Below are 18076 nucleotides of genomic sequence, written 5' to 3'. Positions count from 1 at the left end.
GCTCACTTCTGGTAGATCTCGGTGTACTCGGTGCCGAGCGGGTGGCGGTGCCACGCGTAGGCGGTCTGCGGGAACCCGCTCTCGTCCGTGTAGTCGCACGGGCCGAGCTCCCACTCGGTGTGCCAGGCGCTCGCGCCGGTCGTCGGGTCGACGGACATGGAGTGGGCGGTCACGTCGATCTCCGGCTCGACGCCGTCGTGCACGACGCGCGCGGCCTCGACGACGTAGCGCTCGAGGACCGCGACGGGGACGCGCGCCACGCGCCCGCCGGGCATCGGGATGAGGAACACGTCGCTCTCGTCAACGGTGCTGGTCATGGAGTCTTTCCTGGCGAGCAGCGGGGGGGGGCGGCCGCTGGGCCGCGGAGCGCCGCGCCGGTCCCGCGGCCGCGCGCCGCGCCGGGGCGCGGGCTCTCGCTGGTGCTCGGCGCTGTCCCTCCACGCTGTCTCGAGCATACCTGCATCCCGCGGCGCGCGGGAGCGCATCGCGCGGTGCGCGGGAGCGGCGCGGGAGCGCTGGGCGGCGCAGGTCGAGCAGCCCGCGTCGAGCTGGTCGGCGAGCTCGCGAGGTCCCGTCGAAGAGCCCCCACCAGACAGCCCGAAGCCGTCCCCGCGCCCTCGTTCGGGGCGGGCGGGACGCCGTGAACCCATCCTGGCGAGGTGGCGCGTCCACGCCGAGACGCTGGCGCCCGTCACTCGGTGGCCGCGCCTCCAAGAAAAAGATGGGTCGTACCCATCTCCTGGTGGACGTGCCTCCAAGAAAAGATGGGTGGCACCCATCTCCTGGTGGACGTGCCTCCAAGAAAAGATGGGTGGCACCCATCTCCTGGTGGACGTGCCTCCAAGAAAAGATGGGTCGTACCCATCTCCGCGGTGGAGAGGCTGTACGAGCGGAGCCCCGGGGTCACCTCGGACCGGGAGGCGCGGTGATACTCAAGGATTCAGGAGCCGTTCGTGGCGAGGAGCTCCCTGGCGTCGCTGACGACCGCGGCTCGGCGGAGCCAGCGGTCCAGCTCGGCGAGGTCGGCGTTCGCGAGGACGCGCTCCCGCACCTCCGCGGGGATCTCCAGCCCGCGGGCCTCGAGCACGACGAGCACGGCCTGCGCCTTGGCCTTGATCTCCCCCTTCGCCACGTAGCTGCGCGCGAATTCGCTTTGAAATTCGTATCCGGCCTTCATCATCGCCTCCAATGTCCGCCTCGCCGCTGCGTTCAGCGAGGATAGCACCACGTCCGCGTACAGGTCGCGGCGCTCCTGATCGAGCCCGGCCGCCGCCGCCAGGAACGCCACGCCGATCGCCTCCCCGGCCTCCTCCTGCCCGTGCGCCATCGCCGACAGCACGACCACCTCGGGCGCCGCCTTCGCCTGCTCGGTGTCCGTGACGACCGGGACACCCTCGGGCCCGAGCACCAGCGGGGTCAGGGCCCAGCTGTAGATTCCGGGCAGCTTCCCGGACTGGTCACGCCGTGTGAGGGGACCGCGTTCACTCCACTGCCTGCGGGGCGAGCGCCGCGCTGTACACGGAGAGTCTTCGCTTGCGCCACTGATCTGTCACGAGCGTGCACCACGCTGTCTCCCAGGAACATGCGGATCGATCCACCAGCCGCGCTGGGACGACACACCGTGACCCTGTACCTCGGGCCCGCGGAGGACCAGGGCCCCGAGGCCAGCGAGTCGTTTGGCGAAGCCATCTGGTTCGACCGCCGGGATCCACGATCCATTCGCCGCGCCCAGGAGATCATCCAGGACCGGCTGCGACTCTCGGTCGCACCGACGCTGTGCGACGAGCCTTCGCCTGGCCTCGGGGCAGCGCTGGGCCGGATCCTCGCGGCCCTTGGCAACGTGCTCGGGCGCTGGCATCGGCGCAACGCCGGTGAAAAACACCTTGAGCTCGAACCTCGAAGGACGGGATCAAGCCGCAAGGCATCTTTGTCCTGTTAGGGCGTGCCGGCAAACGCGTGCGACCACAGGCGGACAGCCGCGAGCTCGACCATGGACAGGTACTGTTCGCCTCGTTTCCCGTATCGGGTCGCGACGCGGCGGAACTGCTTCGACCTGTTCATCAAGCGCTCCAGATGACCGCGCAGCCGGATCCCCTCACCATCACCGGCACGCTCACGATCGAGCCATACGTCGGTACGCCTTCGGCGATCGCGTGGGATCTATCCGTAGGCGCTGGCCGCACCGATCTATCCGTTTGCGGCGACTTCGACGACTTCCCGTGCCGGTGAGCCTCACTCACCTTTGACGAAGCGGCCAGGACATCCAAGGGCGATCTGCTGCGGAGCCCCCCGTCGGCGCTCCGCCGCCGATGCACGGACCGCGGCAGCTCGCCCGCTCCAGGCGCAGCGCTGGCGGCGTGTGGCCTCCGGCGGGCACACGTCCCCGTCCCCCCCTTCCTCGCGCTCGCGTCACGCCGCCTCGCACCCCGCTGGGTCGCGCGCTCGGGCCACGGCCGGCCCCTCGGTCGGCAGCCCCAGGTGGACCAAGATAGCGGTCACCACCTCGGGATCGTGAAGGTCCGCGACGACCCGACGCGCGCGAGCGCCTCGATACCTTCCGCGTGAGCGCGCCGTTGAACGATCTCAGAGCGGGCGGGCACTCACCGAAGTAGCACCGACGCCAGGCCGCCGGCCCGTCCGTAGACCTGGGTCGCCGGTGCTCTCACGCGCCAAGTCTCCCGCTGTTCTCGGGAGCTCGCGGCGCGCGTTCTTCTTCCACCCAATTCGACGGCGTTTTTCGGGATCTCGGTCTTCGACCGCCCTTCCGAAAAGCTCCAGAACAGCGCTCGATACCCTCGAACGCCGATTCAGGTCGCACTTTTTCCCGAGGAGCTCGCATGAATCGTAGTCGTTATTTGTTCTCGGTGCTGTCCTTCCTGTCCGCTCTCGTGGTCGTCGCGTGCAGCGACGCCGAGAAGGGCAGCAGCGGCTCATCCGGCTCCGGTCCGGAAAACGGCAACGCGGACGCGCTGCCGTGCGACGTCGACAAGATCCTCTCCACGAAGTGCCAGACCTGTCACGGGGCGTCCCCGCAGTTCGGCGCGCCGTTCCCGCTGGTCGACCGGAGCGATCTGGTCGCGCCCGCGGTGAGCGATCCCAACAAGAAGGTCTACGAGCTCGTCGCCGCGCGCGCCCGCGACACCGCGCGCCCCATGCCTCCGCCCCCAACCGAGCGCCTGACCGCCGCGGAGCTCGCGATCTTCGATCAATGGATCGCCGCCGGCATGCCGGCCGGTAAAGACACGTGCGTCGACCCGGGCGGCGGCGGAACCATCGACCCTCCGACCCTGAGCTGCACACCGGATGTCCTGCTCGCGCCGTCCGCGCCTTACGTCATGCCGAAGGGCGTCCAGGACCAGTATATGTGTTATGGGGTCGATGTAGAGATCGGCCAGAAACGACACCTCGTCGGGATCGCACCCCAGATCGACAACAGCACCATTGTACACCATATCCTGCTCTTCAAGGCGGATGAGGCGTCTCCCTCGACGCCCACGCCCTGTGAGGGGGGCGACATCCAGGGGGCTCTTTTGTCCGTCTGGGCGCCCGGCGGTAAGGCCACGGAGCTGCCGCTAGAGGCGGGCTTCCCGCTGGAAGGCACGGCACACTTCGTAGTCCAGGTGCACTACAGCAACATCAAGGGCCTCGACGGGCAGCAAGACAGCACCGGCTTCAACGTCTGCACGACGACGGAGCTCCGCCCCAACGACGCCGGCATCTTCGCGTTCGGCACAGAAGACATCGACATCCCGCCTCACGGCTCGCTCGACGTGAGCTGCGATTACCAGTTCCCGCGGGATATGGGGGCCATTTCGGTGATCAGCGTCATGCCGCACATGCACAATCTCGGCAAGCACCTGTCGAGCAACACGGTGCCCACGGACGGCAGCGAGCCGAGCAACCTGGGGCTCGCCGATCCGTGGAACTTCGACAACCAGATCTGGTACGACAACGATACCATCCTTCGAGGCGGCGACACCGTGAGGACGCGTTGCGCGTGGGACAACCCGGGCAACATGGCCGTGGAATTCGGGGAGCGGACGGTGGATGAGATGTGTTATAATTTCGTGATGTACTATCCGTCTCAAGAGCTAGAGTTGACTGCTCCGACGGACGACGCGTCCTGTGTGACGACAAAATAGACCAGCTCGTGCAAGACGCGCGGCCTGTGCCCAAGCGGAGGGGCGCGCCGTTCGGTGAGAGCGCTCGTGAGCCTGGCGAACAGGAGCACCGCGCGCGCCGCCGGGCGCCTTCGAGGGTCTCTTCGATCCGCGCGCCACCCCGAACGGCCGCGTCGATCGCTTCGCTTTCAGCGATCGGATAGGACAAGCAAACGCGTTCCGCAAAGTCAAGATTCTCGGATCCGTTCCTGACTCGTGTCAAGCGACAGTAACTTTTTACTGACGCTCTACACCATGCGCCAGCGTCGCCTGCTCCCTGAATTAAGATCGGCGAGCGGGCGCGATAAGCACGCACGGGAGAGGTACGCGATGAAAGTCCAACGCGACGCCGCTTCATGTGCTCGACTCGCGCGCTTCCCGCCGGGCAGCGCTGCACCGCAGACCAGCATGCCGAGCGCTCGGACGTGGGCTTGAGACCGCGGGCGTCCCGCGCTCCGCCGCCTCCCACGCGTTCCGCGTGTACCGCGGCGCTGCCGAGCTCCACACCTCGCTCGACGAGCTCGGCGTCCTGCCGTGATCGGTGGCCGTCAGGCGGCGAGCGCTTCGTGGACCGCGCGGGCGAGGGTGTTCAGCCCTCGATCCACCTCTCTGCCAAGGTGGACGCGGAGCGCGCGCCGGCCGCGCGACGTGAGGGTCGCGAAATCGCCGAGCGCCTGCGCCTGCTCGACGACGCCGAAGGTGAACGTGTAGCCGGGGATGGGCAGATCCTCGGGCTCGTCGGCGGTGATCTGCAGATACTCGCCGGTGCCCGGCCCTCCCTTGTACATCTGCCCGGTCGAGTGCAGGTAGCGCGGCCCGAACTCCACGCACGTCGCCACGTGCCGGTGATCGCGCACGGCGCGCCGCATCTCCTCGAGCAGGCGCTCGTGCGCCTCGCTCCGATCGACCCACGCCAGCAGGGCCGCATAGTCCCCGGGCGACAGGCGCGCGAAGTGGGCGCGCAGATAGCCGCGCAGCGTCCGATCGCCGGCGGCGCCGCGCTCCAGCGCCTCGCGGTTCGCCGGGTCCGCGTGGAGCGCGAGCCCCGCGTCGGCGAAGAACGGCGCGTCGTCGGGCAGCTCGCCGGCCTGGTCGTAGGCTTCCATCCGCTGCCGCGCTGCGGTCTTGCTCGCCTCGACGTCGGGCTGATCGAAGGGATTGACGCCCAGGATCGAGGCGGCGACGGCGGTGGCGAGCTCCCAGCGATAGACCTCCTGGCCGAGATCGTACGCGTCGGTGAGCGCGATACGCACGGTGGGCTGCCCGGCCGCCTCGAGCTCCGCCACGGCGGCGTCCTGCCCGCGATCGAAGCCGCGGTCGAGGCGCAGGTAGACGAAGATCCGATCGCTCCCGTAGACCTCTGCGCGCCCGAGCGGCTCGCGATCCACGGGCAAGAGGCCGGTCGCACGCTTGCCCGTGGACTCGGCGAGGAGCTGCTCGAGCCAGGCGCCCAACGCCGCCATCGGCGGCGACGCGACGATCGTCACCTTGTCGCGCCCCGCCTTCGCGGCCGCGCCGAGCGCCGTGCCGAGCACCACGCCCGGGCAGTCGCCGGGCGGCGTGCTCTTGGTCGAGGCCCCGGCCATCACGGCGGCGCGCTCGAGCAGCAGCTCGACATCGACCCCCATCACCGCGGCGGGCACCGTCCCGGTGCTCGTGAGCGCCGCATAGCGCCCGCCGATGCCGGGCACCGTATGGAACGTGTGCGCGTAGCCGTGCAGGCGCGCGCGCCGCGCGAGCGGAGAGCCCGCGTCCGTGACCGCGACGAAGCGCGAGGCCGCCGGGAGGGATCCCAGGCGGTCTTTCATGAGCTCGTGGAAGAACGCCTCCAGGAGGTCGGTCTCCAGCGTCGTGCCGGACTTGCTGGAGACGATGAAGAGCGTCTTTTCGGGCACGAGCCGATCGACCACCGCGGCGATCTCGGCGGGATCCGTGGAGTCGAGCACGGTCAGGGCGGCGTGCCCGGTGGCCACCGGGAAGCTCCGCGACAGCACGTCCGGCCACAAGCTCGCTCCGCCCATACCGAGCAGGACGGCGCGGGTGAGGCCGCGATCGCGCACCTCGTCTTGCAGCGCGCGCAGACGCGGCAGGTTCGCCTTTTCATGGAAGGGCGCTTCGAGCCAGCCGAGCCAGCTCGGCTCGTCGCTCCCCGTCCAGAGCGCCGCGTCGCGCTCGTGGATCCGCCGGAGGCCATCCGCCGCCTGCCACTCGGCGAGGGCCTTCGACGTGGCGAGCTCGAGCTCGCGGGGGAGGTGGAGCCGCACCGGCCGGGGGATAGCCGCGGCCGTGCGAGCAGCGTGTGATCGGGGTTTCATGCTGGGGCCACGCGGCAGCAACCTCAATGCCCGCTGTCGCCTCCGGCGAACCTGGCCTCCTCCTTGCTGCGCGGCGCGCCCGACCCCCTCCCGGAGGCGTTCGAGCGCGACGCTCGCCTGCTCGGTCGGCCCGTGGTGCCCGTGATGCATGAGTGGTTCGCGCACACGGCCCCGGGCCCGTGACCACTGTCGCGGCGCGCGCATGACGGTGACGGGCGCGCGTGATCGCGCCCCACCGGGCTCATGCAGGGCCTTGGTGCGCTGGGAGCATCATCCTGGTGGCACCGGCGTTGCGTCGATGGCTCGCCTCGCGATCCCACGAGGACCGCTGTCCCGAACGCCGGATGCGGCGACCGGGCACGGAGGAAGGATGGAAGGCGGAGGGCCGTCTTCGCCCGACATCCCACGTTGCGCTGGGAGCCGCGGGTCGAGGGCGCCGCTCGGGCGCTCGACGGGAAAGGGGAATGGAGTCATGGCAGCCAATCGTGCGGTTGTGTATCAGGGGCCTCGGAAGGTCGAGGTTCAAAGCAGGGACTATCCCAAGATGGCCGATCCGCGCGGCCGGAAGCTGGAGCACGCGGTCATCCTCAAGGTCCTGGCGACCAACATCTGCGGCAGCGACCTGCACATCTACCGGGGCCGGTTCCCGTTCCCGAAGGGGGACCAGCTCGGCCACGAGATCACCGGCGAGGTGATCGAGCTGGGGAGCGACGTGGAGTACATCAAGAAGGGCGATCTCGTCTCGGTGCCCTTCAACGTCGCGTGCGGACGCTGCCGCAACTGCCGGGAGCGGCACACCGACGTGTGCATGAACACGAACCCTGCGGTCGCGTGCGGGGCGTACGGCTTCAACCTCGGCGGCTGGCAGGGCGGGCAGGCCGAGTACCACATGGTGCCCTACGCCGACTTCCAGCTCCTGAAGTTCCCCGACAAGGACCGGGCGATGGCGAAGATGAAGGAGCTTGCCTTCCTCTCGGACATCCTCCCGACCGGATACCACGGGTGCATGGAGGCGGGGGTGAAGACGGGATCCACGGTGTACATCGGCGGAGCGGGCCCGGTCGGCCGCGCCGCCGCCGCCTCCGCGCGCCTCCTGGGCGCGTCCTGCATCATCGTCGGCGACCCGAACCCCGCCCGGCGGGCGCTCGTGAAGAGGGCAGGGTACGAGGTCGTGGACACGACCTCGCAGACGCCGCTGCCCGACCAGATCCAGGCGATCCTCGGCGAGCGAGAGGTCGACTGCGGCGTGGACTGCGTGGGCTTCGAGGCGCACGGCTACGGCAAGATGGCCGGCGAGGAGGAGCCCGAGGCGGTGATCAACGCGCTCTTCGGGGTCGTCCGCGCCGGCGGCGCGATGGGCGTCCCCGGCATCTACGCGGAGGGCGATCCCTACGCCAAGGACGAGGAGCACAAGAGGGGGAAGCTGAGCCTCGATCTCGGCAAGGCGTGGATCAAGTCGCCCTCGATGACCGCGGGCCAGGCGCCCGTCATGCGGTACAACCGGGACCTGATGATGGCCATTCTGTGGGGCCGGATGGAGTACCTGAGCGAGGTCATCAACCCCGAGGTCATCAAGCTCGACCAGGCGGTCGAGGCCTATCAGGTGTTCGACCGGGGCGAGCCGAAGAAGTACATCATCGACCCCCACGGCAGCCTGGGGAAGGCGGCGTAGAACGGACGCCCGAGGGCCGCGCCGCGACGGCGCCTCCGCGGCGGCGCGATCGTCACGGGCGCGCCGGGACGGCGGACCCTGCGCTGAGGCCGAGCAGCAGCAGCGACGTGCCGCTGAAGAGCAGGGCTGCTCCTGCGCTTCGGCGATCTGCGGGCCTCGCAGCAGCCCGGTCCGCGCGCGCGCCGGCACCGCCTGCCGCAGCTCGCGCGGGCTACGGCCTGGACGCCCCAGAAGCGGATCAAACCCGCGCGGACGAGCGCCTCGAACGCCGCGATCGTCTCCGAGAGGGGCGTGGGACCGCGCCAGTGCAGGAGATAGAGGTCGAGCCGGTCCGTGCCGAGGCGCCGCAGGCTGCCCTCGCAGGCGAGGACCGTGGCCCTCCTCGATGCGTTGGACGGGAGCACCTTGCTGACCAGGAAGACCTCGTCGCGGCGCCCGATGATGGCCTCGCCGACGAGCTGCTCGGCGGCGCCGTCCCCGTACATCTCGGCGGTGTCGATCAGCGTCATGCCGAGATCGAGGCCGAGCCGCAGCGCCGCGACCTCCTCGGCGTGACGCCGCGCGTCCTCGCCCATGTGCCAGGTGCCCTGCCCCAGCGCCGGGATCTCCTTGCCGGACGGGAGCGCGATCGTGCGGACGGCATCGACTGCCATGGCGGACCTCCTTCAGCCGAGCGCGTCCAGCGCTCAGCCTCTACCCTCTAGATGGAAGATGGGGGGAAGGACCAGCCCCTGCGGCGCGCCGCGGAGGAGGGCGCGCGCTCCGCGCGCGACGGTCTCATCCACCATCTTCAGGATGCGACCGAGCTCCGGGCTCGCGGGCCCGGCAGCCTCGGTGATGGTTCTCATGCGAGCCATGGAAGTGCCCTCCGGCCGCTCGTGGCGCTCTCGTCATGGACTGGCAAGGGGTGTCCCGACCCGCGCGCCGAGCCTGCTCGTCGCGCGGCGGCGCCTCGCGGGAGAGGGCCCCGTCGGGGCTTTCGATTCACCTTCACGAGACTACGATCTCGCGCGGCGAGGGGACCATGTTGCTCCGAGATCGTTTCGACGCCGGGTGAGCTCGAGCGCCTCGCGCGCGCGGCGGATGTGGCGAAGCTCGTGGTGCCGATCGCCGCAGCCTACCCGCTCGCCGGGGCGGCCAAGGCGCACGAGCGTCTGGCGCAGGGACACGTGCTCGGCAAGATCGCGCTCCACGTCCATCGCGCCTGACGCGCAGCCTGCCGGCGCGCCCTCGACGCCCCGCCCAGTGACATCGGGGGGATTCGACACCACAGCCACGCTCGGGAGGGAGCCATGCTCTGTAGCGAGCTGATGAACAACAACCCCGTTTCCGTGCTGCCGAACACCACCGTGCAGAAGGCGGCGCTGCTGATGCGCGCAGAGAGCATCGGGTTTCTCCCGGTCTGCGACGCCTCGGGCAAAGTGCTCGGCACGGTGACGGATCGGGACATCGCGATCCGCAACGTGGCCGACGGCAATCCCCCGTCGGCTTCGATCGACGACGTGATGACCCGCGAGGTGGTCGCCTGCCGGCCGGAGGACGACGTCCAGGTGGCGGAGGTGCGGATGAGCCTGGCGCGCAAGGCGCGCATCGTGTGCACGGACGAAGAGGGGCACCTCCGCGGGGTGATCAGCCTCTCCGACATCGCCCAGAACGACGTCGCCGAGAGGGCCGCCGAGACGCTGCGGGCCGTGACGTCTCGAGAGGCGCCGCCGGCGGGCGGGCTCGCGCTCGACGCGAAGTCCGCGCGCATCCTCGAGCGGCTCGAGCGGGACGATACGCTCCCCGTCGGCGTCGAGGCGCCCGACGCGGCCGGCGCCGTGCTGTGCGTGCTGTCGCGCCGGCTCAGCGGCGGCGAGGCGAAGGATCTGGCGCAGGCCCTGCCCCCGCCGCTGCGCAGGCTGGTCCTCCCGTGCGTCACGCACCGGGGCGAGCGGCCGGAGCGCTTCGGCCGCGACAAGTTCCTGCAGATGGTGGCAGAGCACCTCGATACGACGCCGACCCAGGCGGAGGCGGTCGCCCGCGCGGTGTTCTCCGCGATCCAGGCCGAGTTGCCGGAGGAGGAGGTCATCGCCGTCGAGTCGCAGCTCCCTTCGGATCTGAAGGAGCTCTGGGGTCGCCGCCGCCCGGCCGCATGAGAGGGTCACCATGAGAACCGTCGAGTCGATCCACATCGATCCCGTCCACGCTCGCGATCCCAAGAACCTCTCCATCGACGCCTCTGCCTTGCGCGCCCTCGCGCAGGCCGCCGTCACCGTCGAGCTGTTCACGATCCCCCTCTACATGGTGCCCATGTACTCGATCCAGGGCATGCACCCGATCAACGCCTCCGAGCAGACGTTCTACAAGGGACGAAGGTGGCCCGGCTCCGCGCCGACGCACGCGCCGGAGAGCGCCAACGAGCGCGCCTTCAACATCATCTTCAGCGTCTTCGTCCAGGAGATGCTGCACCTCCAGCTCGCCGCCAACCTCGCCACGAGCATGGGCGTCACGCCGACCTTCACGAGCTCGATCCTCCAGACCGAGGACGACGGCTGGAAGTGCTTCGGCCCCGACAACACCGTCATTCCCCACATCATCGATCTCCGCGACACGACGACCCACGCCTCCGCCAAGGTCGTGCTCGGGCCGCTCTCCGCCGCACAGATCGAGCTCTTCCTCGCGGTCGAGGCGCCGGAGAACCAGGCCAGGCAGCGCATCGATCCCCAGAAGCTCGACAAGTACTTCCCCGCCGTGCCCTTCGCCGGCTGGACCCCTGACCAGACCGAGGCCGATCTCCCGATGTTCGGGACCATCGGATACATGTACGAGTGCATGGTTCACTACATGACCATGCGCTATCGCGACGGGACGACGCTCTGGCAGCACGTCTATACGCCGAGCTCCGTGCAGCGCGAGCTGTTCAACACGCCGACCGGCGGGCACCCCATGCCCGAGTACCCCGGCATCTCGGCGGTGCTCCCGACCATCGGCGCGGAGGAGGCGCTCGGCGCCGCCGTCGACATCATCAGCGCCATCACGGACCAGGGCGAGGGCAGGACGATCACCCCGCCCCTGCGCGCGGTGCTGCTCGGCCACAGGGAGGCGCTCGCTTCCCTCGCGAACGAGGTCGCGACCGACTACCGCTCGTCCGAGAAGGGCCTCACCCTCGATTACCCGAGCTACGACGACGACGGCAAGCTCTTGCCCTCCGCGGACGCGAAGGCCCGCTTCGACAACGACCGCAAGGATCACTACGCGCGCTTCCTCGAGATCAGGGAAGAGCTCCTCCCCCATCTCGTGACCTGGGACGCGTGGCACGCTTCGCGCGGCGCGACCCCGTGGACGACCAGGGACCTCACGATCGGCGACACCGACGAGGCCTCTGACAAGGTCCCCCGGGCGGCCGACGTCGCCGCGGCGCTCAACCGGCTCAAGGCCAGGAATGCCGACGGCAGCGTGCGGCGGCAACTCAGCCAGGTGGCCGCCGGCGCCATCGCCGGGGTCACCCGCGCGCTCGACGGCTACTGGAAGGACCCGAACGTCGGCTTCCCTTACCCCTCGATGGTCGGCTCGGGAGATCGGGTGTCGATCTGCTGGGCCGTGCTCGGCGAGGCCCCGGACCTCGCGCTGGGCACCGAGCAGCCCAGGCAAGGCGCTCTCTATCATGCGTGCCAGGGCCTCGACCTCGCCCACCCCGGCTCCGGCGAGATGCCCGCGATCACGACCTACCACACCTGCAAGGGCTCGAACGCCTGCAAGGCCCAGGGCGGCTGCGGCTTCGTGCAATCGGTGGCGGGCGGCGGGAGCTGCCGCGGGGGCGGCGGCGGGGGCGCGACGAGCTGCGGCACGACGATCAAGTCCCAGGCGAGCTGCGGCCATCGCGGGATGCTCTACAGCGCGCCGACCGACAACAAGTGCGGCGCCCTGGGCGGCTGCGCCGTCCCCATCTCGGCCTCGCAGCTCTACCCGTCGAGCGGCGAGATGGCGCTGTTCGACATCGGGCCGGACGCGGAGCCCAGGTCGATCGGCACGATGCCCTTCGCCTACGGCGACCCCGTCTACGACGTCGCCTGGAGGGCCTATTGCGAGGTCCTCCGCGCGCGCGGCGAGACCCCGCCGAGCGCGCCACCCCCCGCCGACGATCTGCGCGTGGCCTTCCCGCCCTCGACCTGACCATGCGCCCCGCCCGCCTCGGCATGCCCCAGCTCGGCTTCGGACTCGGGCTCCGGTCATGCCATTTCCACCACCTGCTCCGGCACCCGGCGCGTGTCGACTGGCTCGAGATCATCAGCGAGAACTTCATGGATGATCACGGCTTCGCGCGTCACGTGCTCGGGGCGCTGGCGCGCTCCCACCCGATCGTCATGCACGGCGTCTCGCTCTCGATCGGCTCCTCCGATCCGCTCGACATGGACTACCTCGAAGGGCTCCGCGCGCTCGCCGCGTGGGTCGAGCCCGCCTGGATCTCGGATCACCTCTCTTGGACCGGCGTGGCCGGTCACAACACCCACGATCTGATGCCCCTGCCGCTGACCGAGGAGGCCCTGGATCACGTGGCCGAGCGCGTGCTCCGCGTGGAGGACTTCCTCGGCCGGCCGCTCGTGCTCGAGAACCCGAGCACCTATGTCGAGTACGCCGCCTCCACCATCCCGGAGTGGGAGTTCCTCGGCGCGCTCTCCGAGCGGACCGGCTGCGGCCTGCTCCTCGACGTGAACAACGTCTTCGTGTCGTCGTTCAATCACGGCTTCGACCCGGAGCGGTACATCGAGGGCCTGCCGCACGATCGGATCGTGCAGATCCACATCGCCGGCCCGACGTCCTTCGGCCGCTACCTCGTGGACACCCACGATCACCCCGTGCCCACGCCGGTCTGGCGCCTCTATCGCCTGGCAGAGGAGCGGACGGGCGGCGTCCCGACGCTGCTCGAGTGGGACGCGGCGATTCCCGCGTATCCGGATCTCGTCGCGGAGCTCGACAAGGCACGCGCCGTGCTCGCTGGCGAGCTGCCGGACGTGCCGCTCTCGGGCCCCGTGCGCGACGACGCCCCCTGGCTCCCCGGAGTGATTCATGACCTCGCCCCCTGAGGGCGCGCCGTCGCTCTCCGCGCTCCAGGACTGGCTGCGGCTCGCCGTGACCACGCCGGGCGGCGTCCCCGCCGGCCTCTGCCGCGCGCGCGAGCGCTACGGCGAGGCGCGGACGATCCGCGTCCCGGAGGGCGCCGACGCGGTCGAGCGGCTCTCGATCTACGCGCGCGGCTACCTCGATCGCCTGCTCGCCTGCATCCGGGCCGACTACCCGGCCGTCCGCGCGCTGCTCGGCGACGCGCTGTTCGAGCGCTTCGCGACCGGCTACCTCGCGTCACGGCCGCCGCGGCACCATAGCCTCTTCATGCTCGGCGAAGGCTTCGCCGACCACCTCGAGCGGACGCGCCCTCCCGACGAGGTCATGCCCGAGGATCGGCGCTCGCTCCTCCGGCTACCGATCGATCTCGCCCGCGTCGAGCGCGCCCGGATCGAGGCGCTCCGGGCGCCGGGGCTCCCGGACGAGGACGGCGCGCGTCTCGACGTCACCGGCTTCTCGCCGCTCCTCCGGGACGAGCTCTACGTCGTGGCCGCGCCGTGTCTGCGGGTGGCCGCGCTGGGGCACGACGTGCGTGGCTTCCTGTCGGCCGTCGATCGCGGCGAGGCCCCCGCCCTCCCCGAGGCGCGGCCCTCGCTGCTCGCCGTCAGCCGCGTCGCGTACCGGCCCGTGCTGGCCGATGTCGCGCCCTGGCAGCGACGCGCGCTGGCGAGCTGCGGCAGCCCGCGCCCGCTGGTCGCGCTGGCCGGGGAGGTCGCCGCCGCGACGGGCGAGGACAGGGGCGCGGCGCTGGTGGATCTCCTGCTCTGGCTGCCCACGGCAGAGGGGCTCGGGATGGTCTCGCTGACACGAGGCAGGTAGATCCCTCCGGGATCAGCGCGCGATGCCGAGCTCGTTGCGTACGTCGACGATCCCCGCCACGTCGAAGACGTCGTCGCCCGCACACCGCTTCTCGACGAGCGAGGCCAAGTTCCCCTACGGCGACTTCGAGAAGCTCCATCGCTGCGGCGTGATCGCGGCGGAGGTGCGAGCAGCCCAGTACGAGGACCGCGAGATCGAGGTGGCTGCCGCCCACCTGCACGGCGCCTTGAATGCGCTGGTGTGACAGGCCGCGCGGGCCGCGCGCGCTCGGGCGCGGGACGGCGATCTCGGTCAGGCTGCGGTACGGCCGAGCGCGCGCCGCCCGCGCGGCGTGAGCGCGAAGTCCTTGCCGACCAGCCCGTCGTCGGCAAGCTCTCGCAGGTGCTCCCACGGCGGCTGCCCGCGGGGCTCGTCGACCCAGGCGCGCAACGCCTCGATGGCCTCCGGGGAGGCGACGAACGTCTCGCCGAAGTCGCCGACGCCCTTGATCGGGAAGAACGACCGCTCTCCATCCTGACGGAGAGCCAGCGCGACCGTGCGATTCAAGAGCGCGCCGTCCACTTCGACGCGGAGCTCGCCGCTGCTCGCGACGCGCACGACGACCTCGGATCCGGCCTCGGAGCGTCCCCTGAAGACGAGGATGGGCGGTGGGGGCGGCTCCGCCGGAGCCGGACCCCGCGCGTGGAGGTGCTCGCGCCAGGCGCGGCGGACCGCCTCGTCGGACACCGACTCCGTGAGCACCCGCTCGAAGCGCTCTTCCAGCTCGAGCAGGCGGGCGTGGAGCTTGCGCCGGACGCTCTCCGAAGTCGCGCGGGCGTGCTCGTTGTGGACGTGGAGCGCCTCGTGGACGAGCAGATCCAACTCGCGGCACCCGATGGGCGGACTCGGCATGACTTATCCTCTGTTCCGTCTCTCTGAGCTCAGCGACGTTCCGCGGCGTCCCTCGATACCCTCGCCTCGGCCGCCCCCCTCCACCACAACTTAGGACGCCGAGGTCGCATGAGAAGCCGGGAATGCGCGTGCACGCGAACGTTCGACGACGATCGCAGGTGTCCCTCGCGCCTCGCTGAGCGCGGCGTGGGTGGTCCGCTTCCTGCAGCATCCGCGCGCGGGAAGTGTGAGCGAGATGAGAGAAATACCGAAGACCATGCTCGCCGCTGCGATCGATCGCTTCGGGGGACCGGAGGTGCTCACGATCCACGAGCTGCCGGTACCCACCATCGGAGCGAGCGAGGTGTTGATTGCGCTCCACTCGGCCGGCGTCGGGCCGTGGGACACGGCGATCCGACAAGGCTGGTTGTCGGAAGGACGCGCCGATTTTCCGCTCGTGCTCGGCACCGACGGGGCCGGCACGGTCGCCGCCGTCGGCCCGAACGTCGCTGGCCTCGCGGTGGGCGATCGCGTGTTTTCCTACAGCTGGAGCAACCCGAAGGGCGGCTTCTACGCGGAGTACGTCGCCGTGCTCCACGAAATCGTGCTCGGCACGAGGCTGACGGCGCAGGAAAAGGCCGATCTCACGGCGTTCCTGCGGGTCCTTTAGCTCCGTCCCCGGGGGCGGTCATCGGCGCTCGACCCCTCCGCGACGACCGAGAGCGCGATCTCCTCGGGGGTGTCCGCGCCGATGTCCAGACCCACCGGCGCATAGCCGGGCTCCGAGACAGGCATTCACGACCTCTCAGAGCTCTTTCATCCGGCTCCCTGGGGTCGGCTCGCCCCTGGCGCGGGCTGCCTGTCTGCGGGCGCCCAGAGCAGCTTCTCCGGCGTGATGGGCAGGCCGCGCACGCGGACGCCGGTGGCGTGATGGACCGCATTCGCGATCGCCGCCGCGACGCCGGTGATCCCGATCTCCCCGGCGCCGCGGCAGCCGACCGCGTTGAAGACCAGATCCGGCTCATCAAGCCAGCTCACGTCGATGTCCGGAACGTCGGCATGGACGGGCACGAGATAGCCGGCAAGATCGGCGTTGATCGGCTGCCCGTGCGCTCCGTCGTAGACCAGCTCCTCGAGCAGCGCCTGCCCGATGCCGAAGACGATGCCGCCGATGAGCTGGCTGCGCGTCGCCTTCGCGTTCAGCACCCGCCCGACGTCGAAGACGCTCACCACGCGCGAGACGCGGATGCGGCCGATGTCCGGATGAACGCGCACCTCCACGAAGTGCGCGCCGAACGACTGGAACGTGAAGCGGTCGTCATGCAGGCTCCTTGGCGCGGTCTTGCCCTCGGCCTCCAGGCTGTCGCGCCCGATGCGCGCCAGCAGCTCGGCATAATCGATGTGGATGGCGAGCGGCGGACGGCGGGGGAGGCTCCCCTCCGCGCACGGGAGCTCGCCGGTCTCGTCCACCGCACCCGAAAGGCCGCTCGGCGTGGCCGCGGCGAGCGCGACGATCTCCCGGCGGAGCGCGGCGCATGCATCCAGGATCGCCGGCGCCGTGCTGGCCGTCAGGTTCGAGCCGCCCGCAGGGGGGCAGGGCGCGAGCCGGGTGTCGCCCAGCTCGGCCGTGACCTGAGCGAGCGGCAAGCCGAGCCCTTCCGCCGCGACGAGCGCCATCATCGTGTACATGCCGGTCCCCACGTCCACACCCGCCGTCGAGACGACGGCGCGGACGCCGGTCCCGCGGCGCTCGAGACGCACGCGCGCGGTCGCGCCCATGAGCCAGGCGGGGTGCGTGGCCGTCGCCATCCCCCAGCCGACGAGCGCGTCGCCATCGCGCATCGAACCCGGCTCCGGCGTGCGCTGCGCCCACCCGAACCGCTCGGCGCCCCGCTCGTAACAGGCGAGCAGGTGCTTGCTCGAAAACGGAGCTCCGCGGTGTGGATCGATGTCCGTGTGATTGCGGCGGCGCAGCTCGACCGGATCCATCCGGAGCACGAGGGCGAGCTCATCCATCGCGCTCTCCAGCGCCCACATGCAGGGGGCCTCGCCTGGTGCCCGCATCCATCCAGGCGCCATCACGTTCAGGCGCACGCAGTCGTAGGTCGCTTCGTAGCTCGGACAGGCATACAGCAGCCGGGAGGTGCAGCTCGTCGGTTCCAGGAACCCCTCTCCGTCCAGGCGCTCGTCCGCGGCCGTGTGCACGCGCGTGTGGTGGCGCAGGGCCAGGAGCGTCCCGCCTCGCGTCGCGCCCAGCTCGAAGCGCTGCACGGTCTCCGTGCGATGTCCCACGTTGGTGAGCACCTGCGCGCGGGTGAGGACCGCTCGGACCGGCCGCTTCAGCCTCAGGGCGGCGAGCGCGGCGAGGACCGTATGCCAGCCCGTTGCGACCTTCGAGCCGAACATGCCGCCGACGAACGGCGCGAGCACCCGGACCTTCTCCTGGGGCAACCCGAGCGCCGCCGCGAGCACGGCCCGGTCGCCCCGCACCCATTGCGTCGCGTTGTACACCGTGAGGGTGTCGCCGTCCCACGAGGCGACCGACGCGTGCGGCTCCAGCGCGCACGGATGCTCGTTGGGCGTCGCGTAGGTGACGTCCAGGCGCACCTCGGCCGCGGCGAGCGCGCCCGCGAGCGACGCGCCCCGCTGCACCTGCAGCTCCTCGCCGAACACCTGCCGCGGCACATCGGCGGTCTCCAGGGCCTGCTCCATCGCCACGGCGAAGGGCGCGCGCTCGTACGCGACCTGGACCAGCGACGCGGCGTAACGCGCCTGCTCGGGCGTGTCGGCCACCACCATCGCCACGTACTGGCCGTAGCGATGGATGCGCGCGTCCTCGAGCGGCGGGCGCCGCTCGGGCGTCATCCCCGTCCAGTCCGCGCTCGTCGGCATCTCGCCGAGCGGTCCACGGTTCTCATGGGTGAGCACGAGCAGCACCCCCGGCGCACGCTCGGCAGCCGCCACGTCGAGGCGCACCACCCGGCCGCTCGGGATCGTGCTGCCCACGAGCGCCGCGTGCGCCGTCGCGGGGAACCTGGTCTCGGCTGCGTACCGCGCGCCGCCGGTCACCTTCATTCGCCCGTCCACACGGCTGACGGGTGTGCCGATCAGGCAGTTGCCAGTCGCCATCGTCGACT

General features: G+C 70.6%; 17 protein-coding genes and 1 pseudogene. 10 read left to right on the top strand and 8 right to left on the bottom strand.

Going from position 1 to position 18076, the window contains the following annotated elements; translation table 11 throughout:
- Positions 1-2 precede the first annotated feature (2 nt).
- Entirely contained in the window at positions 3-317 is a 315-nt protein-coding gene (locus WME96_RS28570) for a hypothetical protein (RefSeq protein ID WP_437284755.1), read from the bottom strand.
- A 623-nt stretch (positions 318-940) separates the two neighbouring features.
- Positions 941-1426, bottom strand: a pseudogene (locus WME96_RS28565) (hypothetical protein); the annotation flags it as partial.
- Between the two features lie 156 nt (positions 1427-1582).
- On the opposite strand from WME96_RS28565, the gene WME96_RS28560 reads away from it, so the two are divergent.
- Complete coding sequence (locus WME96_RS28560; RefSeq protein ID WP_437284754.1) at positions 1583-1939, top strand: hypothetical protein; 357 nt, start codon at positions 1583-1585, stop codon at positions 1937-1939.
- On the opposite strand, the gene WME96_RS28555 is transcribed toward WME96_RS28560, so the two are convergent.
- Positions 1936-2061 (bottom strand): hypothetical protein, encoded by a 126-nt coding sequence (locus WME96_RS28555; RefSeq protein ID WP_437284753.1) that lies wholly within the window; start codon positions 2059-2061, stop codon positions 1936-1938. The two genes, WME96_RS28560 and WME96_RS28555, sit on opposite strands and share 4 nt — an antisense overlap.
- 776 nt (positions 2062-2837) lie before the next feature.
- On the opposite strand from WME96_RS28555, the gene WME96_RS28550 reads away from it, so the two are divergent.
- Complete coding sequence (locus tag WME96_RS28550; protein ID WP_437284752.1) at positions 2838-4142, top strand: peptidylglycine alpha-amidating monooxygenase; 1305 nt, start codon at positions 2838-2840, stop codon at positions 4140-4142.
- A gap of 566 nt (positions 4143-4708) precedes the next feature.
- Here WME96_RS28550 and WME96_RS28545 read toward each other — a convergent pair.
- Positions 4709-6424: a bifunctional transaldolase/phosoglucose isomerase gene (locus WME96_RS28545; protein WP_437284751.1), complete on the bottom strand. Its 1716-nt coding sequence runs from the start codon at positions 6422-6424 to the stop codon at positions 4709-4711.
- A gap of 523 nt (positions 6425-6947) precedes the next feature.
- On the opposite strand from WME96_RS28545, the gene WME96_RS28540 reads away from it, so the two are divergent.
- Positions 6948-8147, top strand: coding sequence for an alcohol dehydrogenase catalytic domain-containing protein (locus WME96_RS28540; protein ID WP_437284750.1), 1200 nt, complete (start codon positions 6948-6950; stop codon positions 8145-8147).
- On the opposite strand, the gene WME96_RS28535 is transcribed toward WME96_RS28540, so the two are convergent.
- Entirely contained in the window at positions 8075-8800 is a 726-nt protein-coding gene (locus tag WME96_RS28535; protein ID WP_437284749.1) for an aldo/keto reductase, read from the bottom strand. The two genes, WME96_RS28540 and WME96_RS28535, sit on opposite strands and share 73 nt — an antisense overlap.
- 51 nt (positions 8801-8851) lie before the next feature.
- Between WME96_RS28535 and WME96_RS28530 the strand changes: the two genes are divergently transcribed.
- The 6 genes from WME96_RS28530 (at position 8852) to WME96_RS28505 (ending at position 14313) form a co-directional block, all read left to right on the top strand.
- Positions 8852-9355: a zinc-binding dehydrogenase gene (locus tag WME96_RS28530; protein ID WP_437284748.1), complete on the top strand. Its 504-nt coding sequence runs from the start codon at positions 8852-8854 to the stop codon at positions 9353-9355.
- Positions 9356-9439: 84 nt separating this feature from the next.
- Positions 9440-10285 (top strand): DUF2267 domain-containing protein, encoded by an 846-nt coding sequence (locus WME96_RS28525; protein WP_437284747.1) that lies wholly within the window; start codon positions 9440-9442, stop codon positions 10283-10285.
- Positions 10286-10295: 10 nt separating this feature from the next.
- Positions 10296-12302, top strand: coding sequence for a ferritin-like domain-containing protein (locus WME96_RS28520; protein ID WP_437284746.1), 2007 nt, complete (start codon positions 10296-10298; stop codon positions 12300-12302).
- 2 nt (positions 12303-12304) lie between these two features.
- Positions 12305-13213 (top strand): MNIO family bufferin maturase, encoded by a 909-nt coding sequence (bufB, locus tag WME96_RS28515; RefSeq protein WP_437284745.1) that lies wholly within the window; start codon positions 12305-12307, stop codon positions 13211-13213.
- Positions 13197-14069, top strand: coding sequence for an HvfC/BufC N-terminal domain-containing protein (locus WME96_RS28510; protein WP_437284744.1), 873 nt, complete (start codon positions 13197-13199; stop codon positions 14067-14069). The genes bufB and WME96_RS28510 overlap by 17 nt, the downstream gene beginning before the upstream one ends.
- Before the next feature lie 22 nt (positions 14070-14091).
- On the top strand, positions 14092-14313 hold the full coding sequence (locus WME96_RS28505) for a hypothetical protein (RefSeq protein WP_437284743.1): 222 nt from the start codon (positions 14092-14094) through the stop codon (positions 14311-14313).
- 47 nt (positions 14314-14360) lie between these two features.
- Here the strand turns inward: WME96_RS28505 and WME96_RS28500 are convergent, their stop codons facing one another.
- Complete coding sequence (locus WME96_RS28500) at positions 14361-14960, bottom strand: hypothetical protein (RefSeq protein ID WP_437284742.1); 600 nt, start codon at positions 14958-14960, stop codon at positions 14361-14363.
- A 256-nt stretch (positions 14961-15216) separates the two neighbouring features.
- On the opposite strand from WME96_RS28500, the gene WME96_RS28495 reads away from it, so the two are divergent.
- A complete protein-coding gene (locus tag WME96_RS28495) occupies positions 15217-15609 on the top strand; it encodes an alcohol dehydrogenase catalytic domain-containing protein (protein WP_437284741.1) in 393 nt (130 codons plus the stop codon).
- Here WME96_RS28495 and WME96_RS28490 read toward each other — a convergent pair.
- Both WME96_RS28490 and WME96_RS28485 read right to left on the bottom strand, forming a co-directional pair.
- Positions 15606-15734: an XdhC family protein gene (locus WME96_RS28490; RefSeq protein WP_437284740.1), complete on the bottom strand. Its 129-nt coding sequence runs from the start codon at positions 15732-15734 to the stop codon at positions 15606-15608. The two genes, WME96_RS28495 and WME96_RS28490, sit on opposite strands and share 4 nt — an antisense overlap.
- A gap of 21 nt (positions 15735-15755) precedes the next feature.
- Positions 15756-18068, bottom strand: coding sequence for a xanthine dehydrogenase family protein molybdopterin-binding subunit (locus tag WME96_RS28485; RefSeq protein ID WP_437284739.1), 2313 nt, complete (start codon positions 18066-18068; stop codon positions 15756-15758).
- Positions 18069-18076 lie beyond the last annotated feature (8 nt).

This window comes from Sorangium sp. So ce406, from assembly GCF_051474675.1.
In the GTDB taxonomy this organism is placed as follows: Bacteria; Myxococcota_A; Polyangia; order Polyangiales; family Polyangiaceae; genus Sorangium; species Sorangium cellulosum_G.
This window is presented reverse-complemented; position numbering and strand designations above follow the sequence as displayed.

Bases quoted from the DNA above. Each gene is read 5' to 3' on its own strand.
- WME96_RS28570 (WP_437284755.1), bottom strand. From the start codon at position 317: ATGACCAGCACCGTTGACGAGAGCGACGTGTTCCTCATCCCGATGCCC.
- WME96_RS28560 (WP_437284754.1), top strand. From the start codon at position 1,583: ATGCGGATCGATCCACCAGCCGCGCTGGGACGACACACCGTGACCCTG.
- WME96_RS28555 (WP_437284753.1), bottom strand. From the start codon at position 2,061: ATGAACAGGTCGAAGCAGTTCCGCCGCGTCGCGACCCGATACGGGAAA.
- WME96_RS28550 (WP_437284752.1), top strand. From the start codon at position 2,838: ATGAATCGTAGTCGTTATTTGTTCTCGGTGCTGTCCTTCCTGTCCGCT.
- WME96_RS28540 (WP_437284750.1), top strand. From the start codon at position 6,948: ATGGCAGCCAATCGTGCGGTTGTGTATCAGGGGCCTCGGAAGGTCGAG.
- WME96_RS28535 (WP_437284749.1), bottom strand. From the start codon at position 8,800: ATGGCAGTCGATGCCGTCCGCACGATCGCGCTCCCGTCCGGCAAGGAG.
- WME96_RS28530 (WP_437284748.1), top strand. From the start codon at position 8,852: ATGGAAGATGGGGGGAAGGACCAGCCCCTGCGGCGCGCCGCGGAGGAG.
- WME96_RS28525 (WP_437284747.1), top strand. From the start codon at position 9,440: ATGCTCTGTAGCGAGCTGATGAACAACAACCCCGTTTCCGTGCTGCCG.
- WME96_RS28520 (WP_437284746.1), top strand. From the start codon at position 10,296: ATGAGAACCGTCGAGTCGATCCACATCGATCCCGTCCACGCTCGCGAT.
- bufB (WP_437284745.1), top strand. From the start codon at position 12,305: ATGCGCCCCGCCCGCCTCGGCATGCCCCAGCTCGGCTTCGGACTCGGG.
- WME96_RS28510 (WP_437284744.1), top strand. From the start codon at position 13,197: ATGACCTCGCCCCCTGAGGGCGCGCCGTCGCTCTCCGCGCTCCAGGAC.
- WME96_RS28505 (WP_437284743.1), top strand. From the start codon at position 14,092: ATGCCGAGCTCGTTGCGTACGTCGACGATCCCCGCCACGTCGAAGACG.
- WME96_RS28500 (WP_437284742.1), bottom strand. From the start codon at position 14,960: ATGCCGAGTCCGCCCATCGGGTGCCGCGAGTTGGATCTGCTCGTCCAC.
- WME96_RS28495 (WP_437284741.1), top strand. From the start codon at position 15,217: ATGCTCGCCGCTGCGATCGATCGCTTCGGGGGACCGGAGGTGCTCACG.
- WME96_RS28490 (WP_437284740.1), bottom strand. From the start codon at position 15,734: ATGCCTGTCTCGGAGCCCGGCTATGCGCCGGTGGGTCTGGACATCGGC.
- WME96_RS28485 (WP_437284739.1), bottom strand. From the start codon at position 18,068: ATGGCGACTGGCAACTGCCTGATCGGCACACCCGTCAGCCGTGTGGAC.